Origin of the sequence: Streptomyces sp. NPDC088553 (assembly GCF_044752965.1) — a bacterium.
GTDB lineage: Bacteria > Actinomycetota > Actinomycetes > Streptomycetales > Streptomycetaceae > Streptomyces.
This window is the reverse complement of record NZ_JBIVMG010000010.1, coordinates 16,879-39,076: the sequence shown is the minus strand read 5'-3', so window position 1 is coordinate 39,076 and position 22,198 is coordinate 16,879. Positions and strand designations below refer to the sequence as shown.

The following is a 22,198-nucleotide window of genomic DNA, read 5'->3' as shown; positions in this document are numbered from 1 at the left end:
TCGCGCGTATTTTCGAGGGTGTTGGGGCGGCGGGAGCTACCCGGCCCGCCGGAACGAGGGGAGAGCCATGTCCATCATCGAAGCTCAGGCGCCACTGCACGAGGCCCACCGCGACAACCACACGCACCGTGACGTGAACGGCGGTTGGCTGCGTCCGGCGGTGTTCGGCGCCATGGACGGACTCGTCTCCAACCTCGCCCTGATGACCGGTGTCGCAGGCGGCGCGGTCTCCACGCAGACCGTCGTCATCACCGGCCTCGCCGGACTCGCGGCCGGCGCCTTCTCCATGGCCGCCGGCGAGTACACCTCCGTCGCCTCGCAGCGCGAACTCGTCCAGGCGGAACTGGACGTCGAGCGCCGCCAGTTGCGCAAGCACCCCATGGACGAGATGGAGGAGCTCGCCGCGCTCTACGTCTCCCGGGGCGTCGAGCCCGCGCTGGCCCGCGAGGTCGCGATGCAGCTGTCGAAGGACCCCGAGCAGGCCCTGGAGATCCACGCCCGCGAGGAGCTCGGCATCGACCCGGACGACCTGCCGTCGCCGATGGTCGCCGCGGTCTCGTCCTTCGGCTCCTTCGCGCTCGGCGCGCTCCTCCCCGTCCTGCCGTTCCTGCTCGGGGCGACCGCGCTCTGGCCGGCCGTGCTGCTCGCGCTCGTCGGGCTCTTCGCCTGCGGCGCGCTCGTCGCCCGGGTCACCGCGCGTGGCTGGCTCTTCAGCGGGGTGCGTCAGCTCGTCCTCGGTGGTGCCGCCGCGGCCGTCACGTACGGGCTCGGCATGCTCCTCGGGGCGGCGCTGTAGCCAGCGCCGTACGAACATCGGACCGGGTGCGGAATCCGTACCCCTACAGAAGACCGAGAGGCTCCCAAAAGGGGCCTCTCGGTCTTTTCGCGGCACCTTTTCGGGATGAAAGCCCCGTATCGGCTGTGACGTATATCCCTGGCCCGATCCGCCGCAGCGATGAGACACTATGCACGACGCCACATATGTAGCCGGTTACTCGGCGGTTTCGAACCCGTGACCAACGGGAATGAGGCCTGAGCGTCGCTGGGCAATGAGGCCCACACAGTGACGGGTCGCCGACGACCCGGAGATCCTCCGGATCACCTCGATCCGTCCCCGCGGGGCAGGCCGCTGACCTCGCAAACCACAGGTGAACCCACACCACCGCTCCGTATCGGTGGTGTCCGCATGTTGGAATGCGCTATCCACTTAGCGAGAAACCAGCCATCATGTAACCTGCACGAAATTTCGCGGAGGGCCAACGTCGTCCCTCGGCAGCAGAGCTCCCCCAGACGTGGTCTGGGAGGTGCCCCCAGCCACGACGACGACGGGAGAGCCGATGCGTTCCGACGCCTGGTCGCCCATGGACGGTCGCCCTGCTCCGCAGGGGATGTACGACCCCCGTAACGAACACGACGCCTGCGGTGTCGGGTTCGTGGCCACCCTCACCGGTGTAGCCAGCCACGCGCTGGTCGAGCAGGCGCTGACCGTACTGCGCAACCTCGAACACCGAGGCGCCACCGGCTCCGAGCCCGACTCCGGTGACGGCGCCGGCATCCTGCTCCAGGTCCCGGACGCCTTCTTCCGCGAGGTCGCCGGATTCGAGCTCCCCGAGACCGGCGCGTACGCCGTCGGCATCGCCTTCCTCCCCGAGGACGGCACCGACGAGACCGCCGCGAAGATCGAGGCGATCGCCGCCGAAGAGGGCCTGAACGTCCTCGGCTGGCGTGAGGTCCCCGTCGCCCCCGAGCTGCTCGGCGCCTCCGCCCGCTCCACCATGCCGGTCTTCCGCCAGCTCTTCGTCGCGGACACGGCCGGCGAGGCCACCGGCATCGCGCTCGACCGCAAGGCGTTCGTCCTGCGCAAGCGCGCCGAGCGTGAGGCCGCGACGTACTTCCCGTCGCTCTCCGCCCGCACCATCGTCTACAAGGGCATGCTGACCACCGGCCAGCTGGAGCCCTTCTTCCCGGACCTGTCGGACCGCCGCTGCGCCACCGCCGTGGCCCTGGTCCACTCCCGGTTCTCCACCAACACCTTCCCGAGCTGGCCGCTGGCCCACCCGTACCGCTTCGTCGCCCACAACGGTGAGATCAACACCGTCAAGGGCAACCGGAACTGGATGACCGCCCGCGAGGCCCAGCTCGAATCCACCGTCTTCGGCGAGGGCTCGCTGGACCGGATCTTCCCGATCTGCACCCCGGACGCCTCCGACTCGGCCTCCTTCGACGAGGTCCTCGAACTGCTCCACCTCGGCGGCCGCTCCCTGCCCCACGCGGTCCTGATGATGGTCCCGGAGGCGTGGGAGAACCACGAGACGATGGACCCGGCCCGCCGCGCCTTCTACCAGTACCACTCCACGATGATGGAGCCCTGGGACGGCCCGGCCTGCGTCACCTTCACCGACGGCGTCCAGGTCGGCGCGGTCCTCGACCGCAACGGACTGCGCCCCGGCCGCTACTGGGTCACCGACGAGGGCCTCGTCGTCCTCTCCTCCGAGGTCGGCGTCCTCGACATCGACCCCGCCAAGGTCGTCCGCAAGGGCCGCCTCCAGCCCGGCAAGATGTTCCTCGTCGACACCGCCGAGCACCGCATCGTCGAGGACGACGAGATCAAGGCCGCCCTCGCCGCCGAGCACCCCTACGAGGAGTGGCTGGAGACCGGCGAGATCGAGCTCTCCGACCTCCCCGAGCGCGAGCACATCGTGCACACCCACGCCTCGGTCACCCGCCGCCAGCAGACCTTCGGCTACACCGAGGAAGAGCTCCGCGTCATCCTCGCGCCGATGGCCCGCACCGCCGGCGAGCCCCTCGGCTCCATGGGCACGGACTCGCCGATCGCGGCCCTCTCCGCCCGCCCGCGGCTCCTCTTCGACTACTTCACCCAGCTGTTCGCGCAGGTCACCAACCCGCCGCTCGACGCCATCCGCGAAGAGCTCGTGACCTCCCTGCGCTCCTCGCTCGGCCCCGGCAGCAACCTGCTCGAGCCCACCTCCTCGACGTGTCGCAGCGTCACGCTGCCGTTCCCGGTGATCGACAACGACGAGCTGGCCAAGCTCATCCACATCAACGCCGACGGCGACATGCCCGGCATGAAGGCCGCGACCCTCTCCGGCCTCTACCGGGTCTCCGGCGGCGGCGACGCCCTCGCCGCCCGCCTCGACGCCATCTGCGCCGAGGCCGACACCGCCATCGAGGGCGGCGCCCGCCTCATCGTGCTCTCCGACCGGCACTCCGACGCCGAGCACGCGCCGATCCCCTCGCTGCTGCTCACCGCGGCCGTCCACCACCACCTCATCCGCACCAAGCAGCGCACCAAGGTGGGTCTGCTCGTCGAGGCCGGTGACGTCCGCGAGGTCCACCACGTCGCCCTGCTCATCGGCTACGGCGCCGCGGCGGTCAACCCGTACCTCGCCATGGAGTCCGTCGAGGACCTGGTCCGCGCCGGCACCTTCATCGAGGGCCTGGAGCCCGAGCAGGCCATCCGGAACCTGATCTACGCGCTCGGCAAGGGCGTCCTCAAGGTCATGTCCAAGATGGGCATCTCCACCGTCGCCTCCTACCGCGGCGCCCAGGTCTTCGAGGCCGTCGGTCTCGACGAGACCTTCGTCGCCACGTACTTCAACGGCACGGCCACCAAGATCGGCGGCGCCGGTCTCGACGTCGTCGCCAAGGAGGTCGCCGCCCGCCACGCCAAGGCGTACCCCGTCTCCGGCGTCCCCTCGGCGCACCGCCTCCTGGACATCGGCGGCGAGTACCAGTGGCGCCGCGAGGGCGAGCCGCACCTGTTCGACCCGGAGACCGTCTTCCGCCTGCAGCACGCCACGCGCAACAAGCGGTACGACATCTTCAAGCAGTACACGGACCGGGTGAACGAGCAGTCCGAGCGCCTCATGACGCTCCGCGGCCTCTTCGGCTTCACCTCCGACCGCCCCGCGATCCCGATCGACGAGGTCGAGCCGGTCTCCGAGATCGTCAAGCGCTTCTCCACCGGCGCCATGTCGTACGGCTCCATCTCCCGCGAGGCGCACGAGACCCTCGCCGTCGCCATGAACCAGCTGGGCGCCAAGTCCAACACCGGTGAGGGCGGCGAGGACCCGGACCGCCTCTACGACCCGGCCCGCCGCTCCGCGATCAAGCAGGTCGCCTCCGGCCGCTTCGGCGTCACCAGCGAGTACCTGGTCAACGCCGACGACATCCAGATCAAGATGGCCCAGGGCGCCAAGCCCGGCGAGGGCGGCCAGCTGCCCGGCCACAAGGTCTACCCGTGGGTCGCCAAGACGCGTCACTCGACGCCCGGCGTCGGCCTCATCTCGCCGCCGCCGCACCACGACATCTACTCCATCGAGGACCTGGCTCAGCTGATCCACGACCTCAAGAACGCCAACCCGGTCGCCCGCATCCACGTGAAGCTGGTCTCCGAGGTCGGCGTCGGCACGGTCGCCGCCGGTGTCTCCAAGGCCCACGCGGACGTCGTCCTCATCTCCGGCCACGACGGCGGCACGGGCGCCTCGCCGCTCACCTCGCTCAAGCACGCGGGCGGCCCCTGGGAGCTCGGCCTCGCCGAGACCCAGCAGACGCTGCTGCTCAACGGCCTGCGCGACCGGATCGTCGTCCAGACCGACGGCCAGCTCAAGACCGGCCGCGACGTCGTCATCGCCGCGCTGCTCGGCGCCGAGGAGTTCGGTTTCGCGACCGCGCCGCTCGTCGTCTCCGGCTGCGTCATGATGCGCGTCTGCCACCTGGACACCTGCCCGGTCGGCATCGCCACCCAGAACCCGGTCCTCCGCGACCGCTTCTCCGGCAAGCCCGAGTTCGTCGTCAACTTCTTCGAGTTCATCGCCGAGGAGGTCCGCGAGCTCCTCGCCGAGCTGGGCTTCCGCACCATCGAAGAGGCCGTCGGCCACGCCGAGCTGCTCGACACCAGCCGCGCCGTCACCCACTGGAAGGCGCAGGGTCTCGACCTGGAGCCGCTCTTCTACGTGCCGGAGCTGCCCGAGGGCGCGGTCCGCCACGCCCTCATCGAGCAGGACCACGGTCTGGAGAAGGCCCTCGACAACGAGCTGATCCAGCTCGCCGCCGAGGCCCTCAACGCCGCCTCCGCCGAGGAGGCCCAGCCGGTCCGCGCCCAGGTCGCCATCCGCAACATCAACCGCACGGTCGGCACCATGCTCGGCCACCAGGTGACGAAGCGGTTCGGCGGCGCCGGCCTCCCGGCCGACACCATCGACATCACCTTCACCGGCTCCGCGGGCCAGTCGTTCGGCGCCTTCCTGCCGAGCGGTGTCACCCTCCGCCTGGAGGGCGACGCCAACGACTACGTCGGCAAGGGCCTCTCCGGCGGCCGTGTGATCGTCCGCCCCGACCGGGGCGCCGACCACCTCGCCGAGTACTCCACGATCGCGGGCAACACGATCGGGTACGGCGCGACCGGCGGCGAACTGTTCCTCCGCGGCCGCACCGGCGAGCGCTTCTGCGTCCGCAACTCCGGCGCCCTGGTCGTCTCGGAGGGCGTGGGCGACCACGGCTGCGAGTACATGACCGGTGGTACGGCGGTCGTCCTCGGCGAGACCGGACGCAACTTCGCGGCCGGCATGTCGGGCGGTGTCGCCTACGTCGTCGACCTCGACCGGGACAACGTCAACTCCGGCAACCTGGGCGCGATCGAGGCCCCGTCGGACACCGACAAGGCGTGGCTGCACGATGTCGTGCGCCGCCACCACGAGGAGACCGGATCCACGGTCGCCGAGAAGCTCCTCGCCGACTGGGACGCGAACGCGGCCCGGTTCAGCAAGATCATCCCCACCACGTACAAGGCAGTGCTCGCCGCCAAGGACGCCGCTGAGCTCGCCGGTCTCTCCGAGGCCGAGACCACCGAGAAGATGATGGAGGCGGCGACCCATGGCTGACCCCAAGGGCTTCCTGACCACCGGTCGCGAGGTCGCCGAGACCCGCCCCGTGGGCGAGCGCGTCAGGGACTGGAACGAGGTCTACGTCCCCGGCTCCCTGCTGCCGATCATCAGCAAGCAGGCCGGCCGCTGCATGGACTGCGGCATCCCGTTCTGCCACAACGGCTGCCCGCTCGGGAACCTGATCCCCGAGTGGAACGACTACGCCTACCGCGAGGACTGGTCGGCGGCGCAGGAGCGCCTGCACGCCACCAACAACTTCCCGGAGTTCACCGGCCGCCTCTGCCCGGCGCCGTGCGAGTCCGCGTGCGTGCTCGGCATCAACCAGCCGGCCGTCACCATCAAGAACGTCGAAGTCTCCATCATCGACAAGGCCTGGGACGCGAACGACGTCAAGCCGCAGGTGCCCGAGCGCCTGTCCGGCAAGACCGCCGCCGTCATCGGCTCGGGCCCGGCGGGTCTCGCCGCCGCCCAGCAGCTGACCCGGGCCGGCCACACCGTGGTCGTGTACGAGCGCGCCGACCGCATCGGCGGCCTGCTGCGCTACGGCATCCCCGAGTTCAAGATGGAGAAGCGGCACATCAACCGCCGCATCGAGCAGATGCGCGCGGAGGGCACCAAGTTCCGCACGGGCGTCGAGGTCGGCCGCGACCTGACGTCGACGGACCTGCGCAAGCGGTTCGACGCCGTGGTCATCGCCGCCGGCGCCACCACCGCCCGCGACCTGCCCGTCCCGGGCCGCGAGCTCAACGGCATCCACCAGGCGATGGAGTACCTGCCGCTGGCGAACAAGGTCGTCGAGGGTGACTTCGTCGCCCCGCCGATCACCGCCGAGGGCAAGCACGTCGTCGTCATCGGCGGCGGCGACACCGGCGCCGACTGCGTCGGTACGGCCCACCGCCAGGGCGCGGCCTCGGTCACGCAGCTGGAGATCATGCCCCGGCCGGGCGAGGAGCGGAACCCGGGTCAGCCCTGGCCGACCTTCCCCATGCTGTACAAGGTCACCTCCGCGCACGAGGAGGGCGGCGAGCGGGTCTACTCCGTCTCCACCACCCACTTCGAGGGCGACGAGGACGGCAACGTCCAGTTCCTCCACCTCGTCGAGGTCGAGTTCGTCGAGGGCAAGCTGACCCAGAAGCCGGGCACGGAGCGGAAGATCCCCGCCCAGCTGGTCACGCTCGCGATGGGCTTCACCGGCACGGACGTGGAGAACGGCCTGGTCGCCCAGTTTGGTCTGGACCTCGACGAGCGGGGTAACATCGCCCGAGACGCGGACTTCGCCACCAACGTCGATGGCGTGTACGTCGCCGGCGACGCCGGCCGCGGTCAGTCGCTCATCGTCTGGGCCATCGCCGAGGGCCGCTCGGCCGCCCGCGGCGTGGACCGCTACCTGACCGGCGCCAGCTCCCTGCCGGCCCCGATCCGCCCGACGGACCGTTCGCTGACGGTCTGATCCGACCGGATCACCCCGAGAACGTCCCGTACAACGAGGTACGGAACTGAGCACGGCGCCCCCCGAATGTCCCCGACCGGACGACTGGGCGGGCGCTGTCGCGCGTCTGGGGGCGCGGGAGGTCAGGCGGTCGGGCCCGGGAGGATCCAGGTGATCAGCGAGGCGGCGGAGACGGCGAGAACGCCGACGAGACCCATCCAGCGGGCCCAGCCGGTCGTCCGCCGGACGGCCTTGGCCCGCTTCCTCTCGTAGTTCAGCAGATACTCCGCGTCGGTGAGCACCTCATCGCCCGGCCGCTCGTGCACCGCCGAGACCATCAGCCAGGACGCCAGCAGGAGCAGCAGGAACGCCCCGGCGAGCAGCCCGATCACCCACCACCTCGGGCCGGTGGTCATCCTGCTCAGGTTCTCCTGGCCCTTGAGCACGAAGATCACGGTGAGCAGCCCGGTGAGCGTGGTGAGGAAGTTCCGGTACCCCTCCGCCTGCTGGAGCGCCGCCCTGAGCCGTTCGGGCGGGCTCGCCATCGCCCGTCCCCGCAGGTTGGCGTCCCACAGTTCGTCGTCGGTGAAGTCGCTCACAGGGAGAGTCCCCCCGGCGGAAGCGCGATCCAGAACGAGGCTCCGCAGCCGTCCGGGACCCCGTCGGGCCGGTTCAGGTGCCAGGTCGTGCACTCGCACCGGGCGGGCCTCGGCGCACCTGTGGCCAGGAGGTCCCGCAGGGACTTCGAAGGGCCCTTGGTGACGTACTGGACACCCGCGATGACGTTCTTGGTCACGCACCGGCACTGGGGGCACTCACCGGTGGCCTCCACACCGTCGCCGTCGCCCCGCACCTGCCAGAGGAAGGCGGTGAGGGGCTGGGCGAGGGGAAAGGGCTTGCGCTGGTAGGGGATGGCGGGGCTCATGCCTGCGGTCCTCCGGGGGTGGGAACGACGAGCGAGAACAGTCGGGCGTAGCTGCGGAGGCTGTCACGGACGTCGGCCTCGGACTGCTCCGTCTCCTCGGCACAGAGAACGACGTGCTCGTCGGTGACGGTTCCCGTGACGGCGGGCGCGCGACCGGTCAACTGCTCGGTGAGGACGATGACATCACGCCAGCCGGGGACGATTCCCCTTTCTTCGCCCTGGGGTTCGGGCGTGCTGAGCTTGAGGCCGAGGCTCGTGAAAGGTGCGTACCGGTCGTAGGTCTCCCCGAGCTCCCAGCCGAACCGGCCTGCCACGAGGACGAGTTCGAGGGGGCCGAGGACGCCGGGGCCGAGGAGACTCGGGTCGAAGGCAGCGAGGTCGAAGTCGGTGGGTTCGAAGGCGGCGAGGGCGTCGGTGATCGGGCCGGGGGCCGCGGGGCCGCCGAGACAGCGGTAGGAGTCGAGGACCGTGGCGGCGTGGCGGAGAGTACCGCCGCGGCGGGTCATCGCGAGCGAGAGGAGGTTCTGGATCGACAGGTGCTCACGGAAGGACTCGCCGTGTTCGCTCTTGTGGAGCAGGAGGGTCAGCTCGGAGTGCACGGGTGTCAGGGAGCGGGCTTCCTCGGGGACGACGGGGATCTCGAGCGGAAGCCGGGGCCCGTCCTGTCTCTCCCGCATCACGTCGAAGACGGCGTCGCCCAGGGCGCTGCGGTTCAGGGCCGCGAATTTCAGGAAGAGGGGGATGCCGAGGGTGCCGACATCGAACCCCCACCGGTCCACGTCGTTCGACCAGTTGCTGAGTCCGTACTCCAGCAGGCCGACGAGGGCGGGTGAGAGGTGCTCGAACTCCTCGACCAGCGTGTCGACGGGATCGGCCAGGCAACCCCAGGAGTCCAGGAGGACGAGTTCCCGCCGCAGCTCCTCCGGTGAAGGGCGGCGGTCGGCCTGGTGGGCGAGGGTGAGCAGGCGCCAACTGGAGTGCGTGGCCCCGGCCCCGGACGTGGGGGTGGCGGCGCGTGTCGCCCGCGCCACCCACCGCGGGGGGACCCAGCCCCGGCACTCCTCGGGCACCTCCGGTGCGGACACCCCGGTGGCCGGTGCGATGCGGGCGACCTCCCGAGCCACCTCGCCGAGCGGCTGGCTCAGGCTGTGGCTGCGTTCCATGAGCTGCGGCACGGTCAGACGACCGGCGGGGAGCCATGGGTGGATGCCGTCGATGTCGCGCGACACGAGCCTTCGTTCGAAGGGAGTGAGCGCGGGGTGGTCGAGGGTCTCGTCGCGTACGGGTTCGGTGAGGGAGAGGCCCAGCGGCTCCAGGGCCGTGATCCGCTCGGCCAGCCGACGCCGCTGTGCGGGCAGCGGCGCGTACAGCAGCAGATCGACGGGGTGCACCGTGCGCCGCTGGCCCTCGTCCCAGGGACCTCCGGGCCCTTCGAGGAGTGCGGATTCGGCCTCGAAGGGCTTCGCCGTCAGGTCGACGGCGGAGAGGACGTCCGGATCCGGGATCTCGACGCCGAGGCGCCGAAGGACGTCCAGATCGGGCAGCAGGCGGGACGGGGGCACGCCATGCTGGGCGGCCACGGTCAGCAGGGGGGCGTGAGAGGTGGCGGGCCGCTCGCCGGCCGCCGCCCGCGCGGCCGCCGCTTCGTAGGCCTGGCAGAGATCTGCCATCTCCTCGCCGGGTGCGCCCACCGCGCGCAGGTCCGCGATGCTCCGAGCGGCCGGGACATGGGCGCCGGCGATCGCGTACCGGCGCAGCGCCCGGACACTCGCGGCCAACGGGATACCGGCGCGCAGCGCGGCCCTCACAGGGACCGTCCACCGGCCGTCGAGCAGGCGGGAGGACACCAGGAGCGCGTCCAGGCCGATCGGCACCGGGTAGCGGTCGGGCGCGAACGCGGGCTCGCCGCGCGACGACGCCCCCAGCGCTGTCAGCCGCCACCGTCTGAGAACCTTCGCCTCCGCGCGCTCGGACATCGGCATGGGCTCGCGGCCCGTCCACTGCCGCATCTGGGTGAAGTCCATTCCGAGAACGCCCGTGCGGCGCAGTGGCAGGCGGGTGGCGGGGAGTTGGTAGTCGACGGTCTCCGCGTCGAGGAGTCCGGTCGCCCCGGGAGGCAGATGGTCGAAAAGCTGGACGACGAGTTGCGGCTCCTCGCTCGCCAGTTCCCAGAGCCACGACAGATGGACCTCGTCGAGCACGCCCGCCGCGACCGGTACCGCGCCGAGCAACTCTTCCGCCACCGCCGCCGAGTCGTACGAGACCAGCGAGTTCCGGTTGACACTCGGCTCCGGACGATGCTTCTCCCGGAGGTTGAAGACATACCCGAAGACCTTGGGAGCGCGCTCCACGACGATGCCGTCGAGCAGCAACTGTCCGGGTCCCTGGACGATCCAGCTCTCACCGCCCCCCTTCACGGCCGGCCCGTGCCACTCCGCGGCGCGGTCCGCCGAGGCGTGGAGGACGCCCGGCTCCCAGGCGTCCGAGCGGATCTCCGTTCCGTCCGGGCCCAGCTCCACCGCCGTCACCCGGAAGTCGCTCACCCACAGCAGGCGCCGCAGCGTCGTCACGACCGACGGCGGGTCCTCCTCGTCGCCCTCGTGGTTGAGGTAGAGCCGCACCACCGTGCCGCCTCGCCCCGGCGGGCCGTCCGTCGGGCCGATCTGGAGCAGACCGGAACCCGACTGGACGGTGGCCCGGAGCGGGTCGGCCGTGCGGGACGGGTTGCCGTACTCGTCGATCGCCTCCGTGTGCACGGTGACCTCGTCGGCCAGCATGAAGTAGCTGAACACGCCGATGCCGAAACGGCTGTTGAGGGGGATCGGCTCCATGCCGACCCGCCGCCAGTTGCGCCGCTCCTGCACGTAGTCCGGGTCCTGTGCGTACCGCTTGCCCGCGCGCGCGAACATGGAGGTGAGCTTCTCCCGGCTCATGCCGGAGCCCTCGTCGTGGCACTCGATGTACGGCCGGTCCCCGTCGTACGCCTGGAGGAAGTGGATCTCGGGTTCACGGTCGGGGCCGTTGAACCGCCTCCTCCTGTTGCCGTACTCGGCCCGCTGCCGCCGGTGCCGGCAGGCGTCGAGCGCGTTCTGGTACAGCTCCCGCACCGCGAGCGTCCGGTCGCCGTACAGCTGGGTGCCCATGAGCAGCGGGCGGATCTCGTCCTCCGCGAGGCGGAATCGCTCCAGAGGCGCTGTGTAGCTCTGATCGGCGGGCTTCAGCAAGTCGGTGGTCACCTTCCGGGGAACGCCCCGGAGGAGGTCCGGCGCCGTGCGCCCGTCGGCGTGCCAGCGTCGGTGAAGGGCCCGCACGGAGGCGTCGGCGGTCGCCGCCAGCTCTTCGAGCGCCGCGTGCAACGCGGGATGCGGGCAGGCCAGGCGGAGCACGTACCCGGTCGACCCGTCACGGTCGAGCGCCTCCCAGCCACTGTCCGCGAGCGCCGTCACCACGGCGGCCGGGGTGAGCGGTCGGCGCGCGCCGAGGTGGTCGACGAGCACGCTGGACATGCGGCGTGGATCGGCGGCGAGCAGCGCCGCCAGCCACAGGAGATAGGCGAGCTCCCAGGCGCGCCAGCTGTTGCCGGGGACGGGGCGTTCGAGACGGCTCCAACTGGGGCTGGCGGAGGCGTCGATGCGCGGGCTGGAGCCCGGGGGGACCGTCATGTGCGGCAGAACCCGGCGGACGTGCCGGTCCACCTCGGAGAGTTGCGCGCCGGACATGTGCTCGGCGCCTGCCGAGACGGCCCCGACGACCCTGTCGAGGAGGCCGTTCACCGACGGGTAGTCGTCGGTGCGGTCCCACAGTCGGTCCCAGTCGGCGATGAATCGGTGGCGCAGCCAGTGGTCGGCGGCGGTGGCGGCGTCGGTCAGCTTTCGCTGCCTCAGCGACTCGGCCGCCTGGTGCACTCCCGAGTTGGCCTGGCAGAGGTCGGCCGCCTCGTCGCAGACCTGCCGTTGGTGACCCTCTGCGGGCTCCTTGCCCCGGCCACCCTCGTCCGGCTTGTCCAGTCTGTCGGGTCGCAGCCATGCCAGCTCGCTCAGCGCGACGGCGACGACGCCCTCGTGCATCAGGGGAGCGGCGAGGAGGGCGGCCGTCTCGGCGGGGGAGAGACGTTCGTTGTCGCCGAGGTGGGCGTCCGCGACGAGGCGGCCGAGGCGGTCCACGACCCGGATCGGGTAGTCCGGATCGCTCCAGGGGCCGGTGAGGGCCGCGTCCGTGCCGAGGCGGCTCTTCGCGACCTCGCGCGCCAGGTCTTCGAGCTCGTCCTTGACCCGCTGGTGCGCCTCGGGCCCGTGCGAGGTGTGCTTCCAGAGAACGGAGTCGGTGATCGCCTTGGCCCAGCGCTCGGTCTGCCGGGAGCCCCGGCAGAGGACCAGCCGGTCCTCAAGGTCCTTCGCACACCGGAACTCGACCGTCGGTGAGGGACCCGGGAGGTGGGCCGTGAGGTGCTCCACCCGGCCCTCGACGTAGGAGTGGACCTCCTTGAAGGTCTTGGGGGCGCTGGTGCGTGACAGGGCCTGGGAGAGGGCGATCCCGAAGTAGCTGCCCTTCCGGGGGTCGGCATAGGCCGGCTGACCGCGTCCGCTCGCGTGCAGCCAGGCCACGTCGCGGTAGGCGGAACTCGCCAGGGGGGTCTCGTGGAAGTCGGCGGGCGAGCGGGAGTCGTCGGTACGGCAGGTGTCGAGACAGACGACGACGGTGACGCCGTCGGGCACGGCACCGAGGAGGACCTCGGGGCTGACCTCCAGGATGGTGTGCGAGATCAGGGAGCCGTTGGCGCGGGCCTGTGCGGCGGACGTGAGGAGGTACTCGCGCTCGCCGACGGTCACCCCGTGGCAGGAGAAGTAGAGGAAGGCCGTGTCCCCGGCCTCGCAGGAGAGGAGGAACCTCTCCACGGCCACCACGATCGAGCCGGCGTCCGGGTCCTGCCGTTCGGGGTCGGAGTGGCCGGGATGGAGGGCGTCGACCTCGTAGTCGGACTCGATGAGGGCGGCGCGGACCATCTCGATGTCGCGGTCGACGAAGTCGAGCGGTTTGAAGCGCCGGGAGAGGACCTCGTCCCGTTCCAGGAACGGGGTCCTGCCCACACCGATGAGCAGCGCCCGCCGCCTGCCGGTGCCCACCTCCTCGGCCGCGTCCGTCGTCGAGCTCATCCGTACCCCCAACTCCCCTGTGTGCCACCCCTGGACGTCGATGATTCCAGAACGTCCGCCCGGATCGAGGGCCGTTGGGGCGACTGGGCGGCCTACCCTCCGCGGCTCCTCAGCCAGGCCGCCGCCCCCTCCAGCGCCGCGTCCGCCTCCGGCAGCACCCCCGTTCCGCCCAGGAAGCCGTGGAACACCCCCGTGTGCAGGTGGACCTCGGTGCGGACGCCCGCTCCGGAGAGGCGGCGGGCGTAGGCGAGGGCCTCGTCGCGGAGGGGGTCGCAGTCGGCGAGGACGAGGAGGGTCGGCGGGAGGCCCGAGACGTCGGCCGTCAGGCCGGGGGAGGCGGCGGCCGGGTCGCCGGCCGGGCCCACGTACTGCCGCCAGTACCAGCGCATGTGCGCCGTCGTGTGGAAGTAGCCCTCCGCGAAGTCGTGGGCCGACCGTCCCTCCAGTCTGTGGTCCAGGGCCGGGTGGACGAGGAGCTGGCCCGCCAGGGGCGGGCCGCCCCCGTCGCGGGCGCGGAGGGCCGCCGCCGCTGCCAGGTTCCCGCCGCTGCTGTCGCCCGCCAGGACCAGGGGGCGGCCCGGGTACCGGTCGGCCGCCCACGCCAGGGCCGTGCACACGTCGTCCTCGGCCGCCGGGAAGCGGTGCTCCGGCGCCCGCCGGTAGTCGACGGAGACGACGGTGGCGCCGGTGCGGTCGGCGAGCGCGCGGCAGGTGCGGTCGTGGGTGTCCAGGTCGCACAGGACCCAGCCGCCGCCGTGGGCGAAGACGACGACGAGGTCCTCCCGCCCCTCGTAGAGCCGTACGGGAACGCCGTTCGCCGAGGCGGTCGGGGCCGGTGGGATGTCGCCGAGGCGTGCTCTCGCCGCCGACCTCAGTGCTTCCGCGCCCGCCTCCGGGGGTGGGAAGGCCGCCGCCATCGCGTCGCAGAGCGCGCGGGCGTCCGGGGTGAGGGGGTCGGCGGGCCGTGCGTCGGTCGTCGTCATGCGGTGAGGCCTCCGTCGATGCTGAACTCGGCGCCCGTCACGTACGACGACGCCTCCGAGAGCAGGAACGCGACCAGTTCCCCGACCTCCTCCGGGCGGCCCATCCGGCCGAGGGGGATGTGCGACCAGTCCCGGTCCGCGACCGCCGTCGTCATGGGGGTGTCGACGGCGCCCGGGTGGACCGAGTTGACCCGGACGCCGTACGGCGCGAGGTCGCGGGCCGCGGCGCGGCTGAGGCCGCGCAGGCCGAACTTGCCCGCCCCGTACGCCGCGTGGCCGGGAAGGCCGACGCGGCCGGCCGTGGACGACACGTTCACGATCGAGCCGCCGCCCGCCTCGCGGAGCGCGGGCAGCACGGCCTGGATGCCGAGGAACGGCCCCAACAGGTTGACCCGGAGAAGGAGGTCGAAGTTCTCGTACGTCTCCGACTCCACCGGGGCCGTCCGCCAGAGGGCCGCGTTGTTGACGAGTCCGTCGATCCCGCCGTACGTGGTGACCGCCGTGTCCGTCACCGTCCGCCAGTCGTCCGCCGACGTCACGTCGTGGCGGACGAAGACCGCCGCCCCGCCGAGCCCCGCCGCCACCGCACGGCCCTCCTCCTCCCGTACGTCGGTGAGGACCGTCCGCGCCCCGGCCGCCACCAGGAGCCGGGCCTCGGCGGCGCCCTGGCCGCGTGCCGCGCCCGTCACGATCACGACCTTGCCGTCCAGGGCGCTCACGCGGTGGCGTCCAGGGCACGGACGTGCGGGATGACCTTCGTGCCCCACTGGCGGATGGTCTCCAGACAGGCCTCCTGCGGCACGGTTCCCATCTGGATCAGGCACATCACCTCGTCGACGCCGATCTCCCGGAGCCGTTCGACGTACGCGATCGCCGTGGCGGCGTCCCCGTACGCGTGGTCGGTGTTGTAGGTGCCGGTGTCGACCGGCCGGGCGGGGACGTTCGCCTCGTGCAGCCGGGCGATCAGCTCGTCCCGTTCGCGGGCGAGGGCGCCGGTGTGGTCCTCGTCCTCCGCGTAGCCGGTGGGCGCGGGCGCGCCGCCGTACCAGTGGGCGATCGACTCGGCGAAGAAGCGCTGGCCCCGGGTGCCGAGCCGGAGCGCGCGGTCGGCGTCGTCGAGGACGACGGTCGGGCAGAGGGCGGAGAAGTGGTCGTTGACCTGGGTGGAGACGAACCGCGACCCGTCCCGCGTGGCGAGCGCCTCGTCGTACACCGTGCGCATCGCGCGGACGTCGTCGGCGCCGGCGAAGCCCATCACCAGGGCTCCGATGCCGAGTTCGGCGGCCTGCCGGAGCGAGGCGTGCTGCGAGCAGGCCAGGAAGAGCGGCGGGTGCGGGTGCTGGACCGGGCGGGGCAGGATCGCGCCGGGGCCGATGTCGAGCGAACCGTGCCACTCGAACTCCGGCTCGCGCCAGGCGGCGGCGAGGATCCGCAGGGCCTCCTCCGTCTGCGGTGCGGTGTCCTCGGGGCGCACCCCGAACATCCGCATCTCCTGGCGGGTCGCGCCCCGCCCGGCGCCGATGTCGACCCGGCCGCCGGAGAGCACGTCGAGCATGGCGGCGCGTTCGGCGACCCGAACGGGGTGCTGGTAGCCGAAGGGCATGGTGACCACGCCGTGCCCGACGCGGATCGTGCGGGTGCGGGCGGCGACCCAGGTCAGGAAGATCTCGGACGCGCTCATGTGGGCGTACTGGGTGAGGGAGTGGTGTTCGACCGCCCAGATCCGGTCGAAGCCCATCTCCTCGGCGAGGACGGCCTGTTCGACGCAGTCGTGGATGACGCGATGTTCGCGGGCGGGGGTCGGGTCGACGAGCTGTGCTTCGAAGATCATGGAGAACTTCACGGGGCGCTCCTCCCGGAGATGACGACGGCAAGTATGCCTAATCGAAATACTTCTAGCAGGCATAGGTGGGGGAGGGAAGGGCCGTAGACTGCCGACCGTGGCGGACGAAGAGACCGCGCCGGCGCTTCCGGCGACCAGCTGGGCCGTGCTCGGACTGCTCTCCTTCGGGCGGGAGTTGTCCGGCTACGACCTCAAGAAGTGGTCGGACCGGTCACTGGGGCTCTTCTACTGGAGCCCGTCCTTCAGCCAGATCTACAGCGAGCTCAAACGCCTGGAGAGGGCCGGATACGCCGGCTCGCGCCTGGTCGCCCCGGAGGCCGGCTCGCGCGACAAGCGCGTCTACCGGATCACCGACGAGGGCCTCGCCGCCGTCAAGGCCTGGGCCCGCACGGCGCCCCTCGACCCGCCGGTCCTCAAGCACGGGCCGATGCTCCGGCTCTGGCTCGGCCATCTCCTCGAACCCGAGCGGATGCGGGAGGTCCTCGCCGCGCACCGGGAGTACGCCGAGACCATGCGGCTGCGCGCCGAGGCCGACGCGGCGGACGCGTCGGCGGACCAGGCCTGGACGTACCCCCGGCTCACCCTCGCCTGGGCCGAGCGGTACTACACCGCCGAGCGGGATCTGGCCGACGCCATGCTCGCGGACATCGAGCGGGTGGAGCGGGAGTCGGAGGAGGGGCCATGGCACTGAGTCTGCGGAAGGTCGAGGAGACCGCGCCCGCGCTGGTGAGTCTCTACAAGGAGGCGGGCGCGTCGCTGCGACGGCACGGGATCGACGGGCAGCGCGTCGCCGTCTACCTCGTCGTCGACCACTCCGGGTCGATGAGGCCCTACTACGCCAGCGGCGCCGTCCAGGCCCTCGCCGACCGGGTGCTGGGGCTCTCCGCACAGCTCGACGACGACGGACGGGTGCCCGTCGTCTTCTTCTCCACCGACATCGACGCCGAGACCGACATCCGGCTCGACGACCACGCCGGCCGGATCGACCGGATCGTCGCCGGGCTCGGGCACATGGGGAAGACCAGCTACCACCTGGCCATGGACGCCGTCATCGACCACTACCTCGACAGCGGATCCACCGCGCCCGCGCTCGTCGTCTTCCAGACCGACGGCGGCCCGATCAACAAGCTCGCGGCCGAGCGGTACGTGTGCAAGGCGGCCCGGCTGCCGATCTTCTGGCAGTTCATCGGCTTCGGCGACCCCGGAAGCCGACAGTTCGAGTTCCTGCGCCGGCTCGACGAGCTGGCCGTGCCGGCGAGGCGGCCCGTCGACAACTCCGGGTTCTTCCACGCGGGTCAGGACCCGAGCCGGGTCCCGGACGCGGAGCTGTACGACAGGCTCGTCTCCCAGTTCCCGGTCTGGCTCGCGGCGGCGCGACGGCAGGGCATCGTCCGGTCATGACGCCGCGGCCCCCACCTCCTTGTCGAGCCGGGCGAACAGCTCCTCGGTGAGGGCGACGTCGAGCGCGCCCAGGTTCTCCACGAGATGGGCGGCCGAGGTCGTGCCCGGGATCGGGAGGATGTGCGGGGCCCGGTGCAGCAGCCAGGCGAGGGCCGTCTGCGACGGGGTGGCGCCGATCTCGCGGGCGACCCGGGCGACCGGCCCGTCCGGGCCCGCGTGTCCGCCCATGGCGACCGGGAAGAAGGGGATGAACGCGATCCCGCGTCCGGCCGTGTGCTCGACGACGGCCTCGTGGCCGCGGTCCGCCAGGTTGTAGAGGTTCTGCACGGCCGCGATCGGCGCGACCGCCTCGGCCTCCGTCAGCTGGGCGACCGTCACCTCCGAGAGGCCGATGTGCCGGACCTTGCCCTCCTCCTGGAGCTGCCGCAGGGCACCGACCTGCTCGGCGACCGGGACGTTCTCGTCGAGACGGTGCAGATGGAGCAGGTCGATCCGCTCCGTGCGCAGCCGGCGCAGGCTCAGCTCGGCCTGCTGGCGCAGATAGGCGGGGTGGCCGAGCGGCACCCACTCGGTGGGGGAGGGCCGGACCACACCGACCTTGGTGGCCACCGCGATCCCGTCGCCGTACGGATGCAGGGCCTCGGCGAGCAGCTCCTCCCCGGCCCCGAGGGCGTACGCGTCGGCCGTGTCGAAGAGGGTGACGCCCGCCTCGGCGGCCGTCCGCAGCAGGGCGACCGCCGCCGCCCGGTCGGCCGGGGCCGTCCAGACGCGGGCCTCCGGGCCGGTCGGGTCGCCCGGGCCGTCGGCGAGCCGCATCGTGCCGTAGCCGACCCGCCGGACCGGGAGGTCACCGCCGAGCTGGAATATCGTCGTGTCCGAGGAGTGCGTGTCGTTCGTGTTGTTCGTCATGCTCGGACCGTAGGAGCTCACACGGATGTGAGGTTCAAGCGCGCCCGGGCGGATGTGAGGGGGGTCACATGAAGATCGGTGAGCTGGCGCGCGAGACCACGGTGAGCGTCCGGCTGCTCCGCTACTACGAGGAGCAGGGCCTCCTCGCCTCGGAGCGCACCCCCGGCGGCCAGCGGGTGTACGGGCCCGACGCCCCCGCCGTCGTACGCCGGATCCGGGCCCTCCTCGGTGCCGGACTGCCGACCCGGGTCATCGCCGAGGTCCTCGACTGCGTCTGCGGCAGCGAGGCCGAGATCGAGCCCTGTCTCAGCCCGATGCTGGTCGCCCGGCTCGACGCGATCGACGAGCAGATCCACGACCTCCAGGGTGCCCGCTCCTCCCTCGCCGCGCTCGTGGCGGCGACCGAGGGCCGGGAACTCGCCACCGCCGACTGAACGAGGGGGAATCCGGTGGCCCGCGGTCGTTGCCGTGGGTGATCATGACGCCCATGACTTCTCTGGTACGACACGTGACCATCGACTGCGCCGACGCCTACGCTCTGGCGACTTTCTGGGCGAAGGTCCTGGACTCCCAGGTCTCCGACGACGACCGGCCGGGGGACGAGGAGGCGCTCGTCGAGTCTCCCGGAGCCAGCCTCCTCTTCATCCAGGTCCCCGAGACGAAGGAGGTCAAGAACCGCGTCCACCTCGACCTCCAGCCGCAGGACCGCACCCGCGACGAGGAGGTCGAGCGGCTGCTCGGCCTCGGCGCCACCCTCCTCGACGACCGCCGCAACCCGGACGGCACCGGCTGGGCGACCCTGGGCGACCCCGAGGGGAACGAGTTCTGCGTCGAGCGCAGCGCCGCCGAGCGCGCCGCCACCGCCTGATCGTGATCCCGGCCCCGATGCCGAGACGTACGGAGTAATCCGGACAGTGGATGTCGGGTATCCGGTGTTTCCTGGACGCATGGGAGACACCGGAACCGGAACCACCTGGTCGGCCTTCGAGGCCGCCGAACCCGAATTCGCCGAGACCGTGCGCGAGCGCTTCGGGCAGTACACCCACCACGCCCTCGCCACCGTGCGCGAGGACGGCTCGCCCCGGCTCAGCGGCATCGAGGTGGGCTTCCGCTTCGGCGAACTCTGGCTCGGCATGATGCCCGGCTCCCGCAAGGCCCGCGACCTGCGCCGCGACCCCCGGCTCACCCTCCTCGCCAACCTGGGCGAGGGCACCGGCATGGGCGGCGGGGACGTCCGGGTCTCCGGGCGGGCGGTCGAGGTCACCGACCCGGAGACCGTCGCCCGGTACGTCGCCGCCGCGGGCGAGCCCCAGCCGTTCCACCTCTTCCGGGTGGACCCGACCGAGGTCGTACGGACCTGGGTGGACGGCGACGAGCTCGTGATCCGCACCTGGTCCGCCGGGCGCCCGGCCCGGACCCTCCGGCGCGGCAACGACGACAGCCCGCCCCGTCAGGTGTCATGAGCGCGCGGTCAGGACAGCGGCCCGGCAGGCGGCCGGATCGCCCCAGGCGTCGCGTAGCGGGCGGGCCTTGCGGAGCCACAGGGAGAGGTCCAGCTCCTCCGTGTAGCCGATCGCGCCGTGGATCTGGAGGGCGGTGCGCGCCGCCGAGTATCCCGCTTCTCCGGCCGCCACCTTGGCCGCGGCCAGGTCCCCGTCCGACCTCGTCACCGCCGCCCCGAACAGCAGCGGCCGCGCGAACTCCAGGGCGAGGAGCGTGTCCGCCAGCCGGTGTTTGACCGCCTGGAACGCGCCGATCGGGGTGCCGAACTGGGTGCGTTGCCGGGCGTACGCCACCGTCCGGTCGAGCAGCGCCAGACCCACGCCCAGGGACTGCGCGGCCGTCGCCAGCATCGCCCAGCGCCGGGCCCGCCCGGCCGCGACGGCCACCGCCGGGCCCTCGGCGAGCAGCTCCCCGCCGGGTGCCGGGCGGGCGAGCCGGCGCGCGGGGTCGGCGGAGACCCGGACCGGCCCGTGGCCGGGCGCCCGCCACAGCTCCTCCCCGCGTACGACGAGCACCGTGTCCGCCCGGTCGGCGTCCAGGGCGTACGGGACGGCGTGCCGTACGTCCTCCGTCCCGGCGATCGCCAGCGTCGCCGTGCGCTCGCCCGCCGCCAGGGCCGGCAGGAGGCGCTTCGCCGGGCCCGGGTCGCCCAGGCGCGCCAGCTCCCCGAGGAGCACCGCCGCCGCCACCGTCTCCACCACCGGGCCCGGCACCGCGTGACGTCCCAACTCCAGGAAGGCGTGGGTCAGTTCGACCGGGAGCGGGCCCAACCCCTCGTACTCCTCCGGGACCGCGAGCGCGCACACCCCCGCCTCCGTCAGCCGGCCCCACAGGGCCCGCCCCGGGCCGGGGTCGTCGCCTGCCCAGGCGCGTGCGGCCGCCGGGGTGTCCGCGGCGGTGAGCATCGCGTCCAGGGAGCGGGCGAAGGCGCGCTGTTCGTCGGTCGGCAGGAAGGACATCAGCGGCGCCCCTTCGGGAGGCCGAGCAGCCGCTCGGCGATGATGTCGCGCTGGATCTCGTTGGTGCCCGCGTAGAGGGGACCCGCGAGGGAGAAGACGTACCCCTCCGCCCACGCGCCGTCCGCGAACTCGCCGTCCGGGCCCAGGAGGTCCAGCGCCGTCTCGTGCAGGGCCAGGTCGTACTCCGACCAGAAGACCTTGTTGAGGCTGGACTCCGCCCCCGACGGCGCCCCCGTCGCCAGCCGGGCCGCCGCGCCCGCCGTGAACAGCTGGTACGCCCGCGCCCCGATCACCGCGTCCGCCACCCGGTCCCGCAGCGCCGAGTCCGCCGGATCGCCCTCCGTCCGCCAGAGCCGTACGAGCCGGTCGGCGGCGGCGAGGAAACGGCCGGGGGAGCGGAGCATCAGTCCGCGCTCGTTGCCCGTCGTGGACATCGCGATGCGCCAGCCCTGCCCCGGCTCCCCGATCACGTCCTCGTCCGGGACGAACACGCCGTCGAGGAACAGCTCGGCGAAGGCGGGTTTGCCGTCGAGCCGGCCGATGGGCCGGACGGTCACCCCCGGCGCCCGCAGGTCGAACATGAGGTAGGTCAGGCCCCGGTGGGGCCGGTCCGCGTCGGGGTCGCTGCGGAAGATGCCGAACGCCCGGTCGGCGAAGGCGGCCCGTGAGGACCAGGTCTTCTGCCCGGTGAGCAGCCAGCCGCCGTCCGTGCGGACCGCGCGCGAGGTGAGCGACGCCAGATCGGAACCGGCCTCGGGCTCGGACCAGGCCTGCGCCCAGATCGTCGCGCCGGTCGCCATCGACGGCAGCACGCGCGCGCGTTGTTCCGTAGTGCCGTGGTCGAAGAGGGTGGGCGCGAGGAGCTGGACGCCGTTCTGCGAGACCCGGCCGGGCGCCCCCGCCGCCCAGTACTCCTCCTCGAAGACCAGCCACCGGTCGAGGTCGACGCCCCGGCCCCCGTATTCCTCGGGCCAGGAGACCACCGACCAGCGGGCGGCGGCCAGTTCGGCCTCCCAGGCGCGGTGGGCGGCGAAGCCCTCGGCCGTCTCGAGGGAGGGCAGCGGCCCGGCGGGGACATGGTCCCGCAGCCACTCCCGGGCCTCCGCCCGGAAGGCCTCCTCGGTCCGCGTGTACGAGAGATCCATCGGTCACCCCGCCCTCACCCGTTCCCTAACAAGTGTTTGGTA

16 protein-coding genes and 1 pseudogene are annotated in these 22,198 nt (G+C 72.2%); 8 read left to right on the top strand and 9 right to left on the bottom strand.

Features of this window, described 5'->3' with window-relative positions:
• Positions 1-67 precede the first annotated feature (67 nt).
• The 3 genes from ACIP8Z_RS29915 (at position 68) to ACIP8Z_RS29905 (ending at position 7,356) form a co-directional block, all read left to right on the top strand.
• Positions 68-796: a VIT1/CCC1 transporter family protein gene (locus tag ACIP8Z_RS29915; protein WP_402088988.1), complete on the top strand. Its 729-nt coding sequence runs from the start codon at positions 68-70 to the stop codon at positions 794-796.
• A gap of 541 nt (positions 797-1,337) precedes the next feature.
• Positions 1,338-5,903 (top strand): glutamate synthase large subunit, encoded by a 4,566-nt coding sequence (gene gltB / locus ACIP8Z_RS29910; protein WP_402088985.1) that lies wholly within the window; start codon positions 1,338-1,340, stop codon positions 5,901-5,903.
• Positions 5,896-7,356, top strand: coding sequence for a glutamate synthase subunit beta (locus ACIP8Z_RS29905; protein WP_402088982.1), 1,461 nt, complete (start codon positions 5,896-5,898; stop codon positions 7,354-7,356). The genes gltB and ACIP8Z_RS29905 overlap by 8 nt, the downstream gene beginning before the upstream one ends.
• 122 nt (positions 7,357-7,478) lie before the next feature.
• Here ACIP8Z_RS29905 and ACIP8Z_RS29900 read toward each other — a convergent pair whose 3' ends face one another.
• The 6 genes from ACIP8Z_RS29900 to ACIP8Z_RS29875 form a co-directional block, all read right to left on the bottom strand.
• Positions 7,479-7,934, bottom strand: a complete 456-nt coding sequence (locus tag ACIP8Z_RS29900; RefSeq protein WP_402088979.1) for a hypothetical protein — start codon at positions 7,932-7,934, stop codon at positions 7,479-7,481.
• Positions 7,931-8,260, bottom strand: a complete 330-nt coding sequence (locus ACIP8Z_RS29895) for a hypothetical protein (RefSeq protein ID WP_402088976.1) — start codon at positions 8,258-8,260, stop codon at positions 7,931-7,933. The genes ACIP8Z_RS29900 and ACIP8Z_RS29895 overlap by 4 nt, the downstream gene beginning before the upstream one ends.
• On the bottom strand, positions 8,257-13,413 hold the full coding sequence (locus tag ACIP8Z_RS29890; protein ID WP_402088974.1) for a caspase family protein: 5,157 nt from the start codon (positions 13,411-13,413) through the stop codon (positions 8,257-8,259). The genes ACIP8Z_RS29895 and ACIP8Z_RS29890 overlap by 4 nt, the downstream gene beginning before the upstream one ends.
• 92 nt (positions 13,414-13,505) lie before the next feature.
• Positions 13,506-14,396 (bottom strand): alpha/beta hydrolase, encoded by an 891-nt coding sequence (locus tag ACIP8Z_RS29885; RefSeq protein ID WP_402088971.1) that lies wholly within the window; start codon positions 14,394-14,396, stop codon positions 13,506-13,508.
• Positions 14,393-15,115 carry an SDR family NAD(P)-dependent oxidoreductase gene (locus ACIP8Z_RS29880; protein ID WP_402088968.1) on the bottom strand — a complete coding sequence of 241 codons (723 nt, stop codon included), beginning with the start codon at positions 15,113-15,115 and terminating at the stop codon, positions 14,393-14,395. The genes ACIP8Z_RS29885 and ACIP8Z_RS29880 overlap by 4 nt, the downstream gene beginning before the upstream one ends.
• Positions 15,112-16,239 (bottom strand): LLM class flavin-dependent oxidoreductase, encoded by a 1,128-nt coding sequence (locus ACIP8Z_RS29875; protein ID WP_402088966.1) that lies wholly within the window; start codon positions 16,237-16,239, stop codon positions 15,112-15,114. The genes ACIP8Z_RS29880 and ACIP8Z_RS29875 overlap by 4 nt, the downstream gene beginning before the upstream one ends.
• A 97-nt stretch (positions 16,240-16,336) precedes the next feature.
• On the opposite strand from ACIP8Z_RS29875, the gene ACIP8Z_RS29870 reads away from it, so the two are divergent.
• Positions 16,337-16,930, top strand: coding sequence for a PadR family transcriptional regulator (locus ACIP8Z_RS29870; RefSeq protein WP_402088963.1), 594 nt, complete (start codon positions 16,337-16,339; stop codon positions 16,928-16,930).
• Positions 16,921-17,640 (top strand): vWA domain-containing protein, encoded by a 720-nt coding sequence (locus ACIP8Z_RS29865; RefSeq protein WP_402088960.1) that lies wholly within the window; start codon positions 16,921-16,923, stop codon positions 17,638-17,640. Before ACIP8Z_RS29870 ends, ACIP8Z_RS29865 begins: the two co-directional genes overlap by 10 nt.
• Here the strand turns inward: ACIP8Z_RS29865 and ACIP8Z_RS29860 are convergent.
• Positions 17,635-18,549: an aldo/keto reductase gene (locus ACIP8Z_RS29860; protein ID WP_402088958.1), complete on the bottom strand. Its 915-nt coding sequence runs from the start codon at positions 18,547-18,549 to the stop codon at positions 17,635-17,637. The two genes, ACIP8Z_RS29865 and ACIP8Z_RS29860, sit on opposite strands and share 6 nt — an antisense overlap.
• Before the next feature lie 68 nt (positions 18,550-18,617).
• On the opposite strand from ACIP8Z_RS29860, the gene ACIP8Z_RS29855 reads away from it, so the two are divergent.
• The 3 genes and pseudogenes from ACIP8Z_RS29855 (at position 18,618) to ACIP8Z_RS29845 (ending at position 20,012) form a co-directional block, all read left to right on the top strand.
• The gene (locus tag ACIP8Z_RS29855) at positions 18,618-18,983 is read left to right on the top strand and encodes a MerR family transcriptional regulator (RefSeq protein ID WP_402088955.1); all 366 of its coding nucleotides are present in this window, start codon (positions 18,618-18,620) and stop codon (positions 18,981-18,983) included.
• Positions 18,984-19,036: 53 nt separating this feature from the next.
• Positions 19,037-19,408 (top strand): annotated as a pseudogene (locus tag ACIP8Z_RS29850) (VOC family protein); the annotation flags it as partial.
• An 88-nt stretch (positions 19,409-19,496) separates the two neighbouring features.
• On the top strand, positions 19,497-20,012 hold the full coding sequence (locus ACIP8Z_RS29845) for a pyridoxamine 5'-phosphate oxidase family protein (RefSeq protein ID WP_402088952.1): 516 nt from the start codon (positions 19,497-19,499) through the stop codon (positions 20,010-20,012).
• Here ACIP8Z_RS29845 and ACIP8Z_RS29840 read toward each other — a convergent pair.
• Both ACIP8Z_RS29840 and ACIP8Z_RS29835 read right to left on the bottom strand, forming a co-directional pair.
• A complete protein-coding gene (locus tag ACIP8Z_RS29840) occupies positions 20,007-21,011 on the bottom strand; it encodes an acyl-CoA dehydrogenase family protein (RefSeq protein WP_402088950.1) in 1,005 nt (334 codons plus the stop codon). The two genes, ACIP8Z_RS29845 and ACIP8Z_RS29840, sit on opposite strands and share 6 nt — an antisense overlap.
• Positions 21,011-22,156, bottom strand: coding sequence for an acyl-CoA dehydrogenase family protein (locus tag ACIP8Z_RS29835; protein WP_402088947.1), 1,146 nt, complete (start codon positions 22,154-22,156; stop codon positions 21,011-21,013). Before ACIP8Z_RS29835 ends, ACIP8Z_RS29840 begins: the two co-directional genes overlap by 1 nt.
• Between the last annotated feature and the right edge of the window lie 42 nt (positions 22,157-22,198).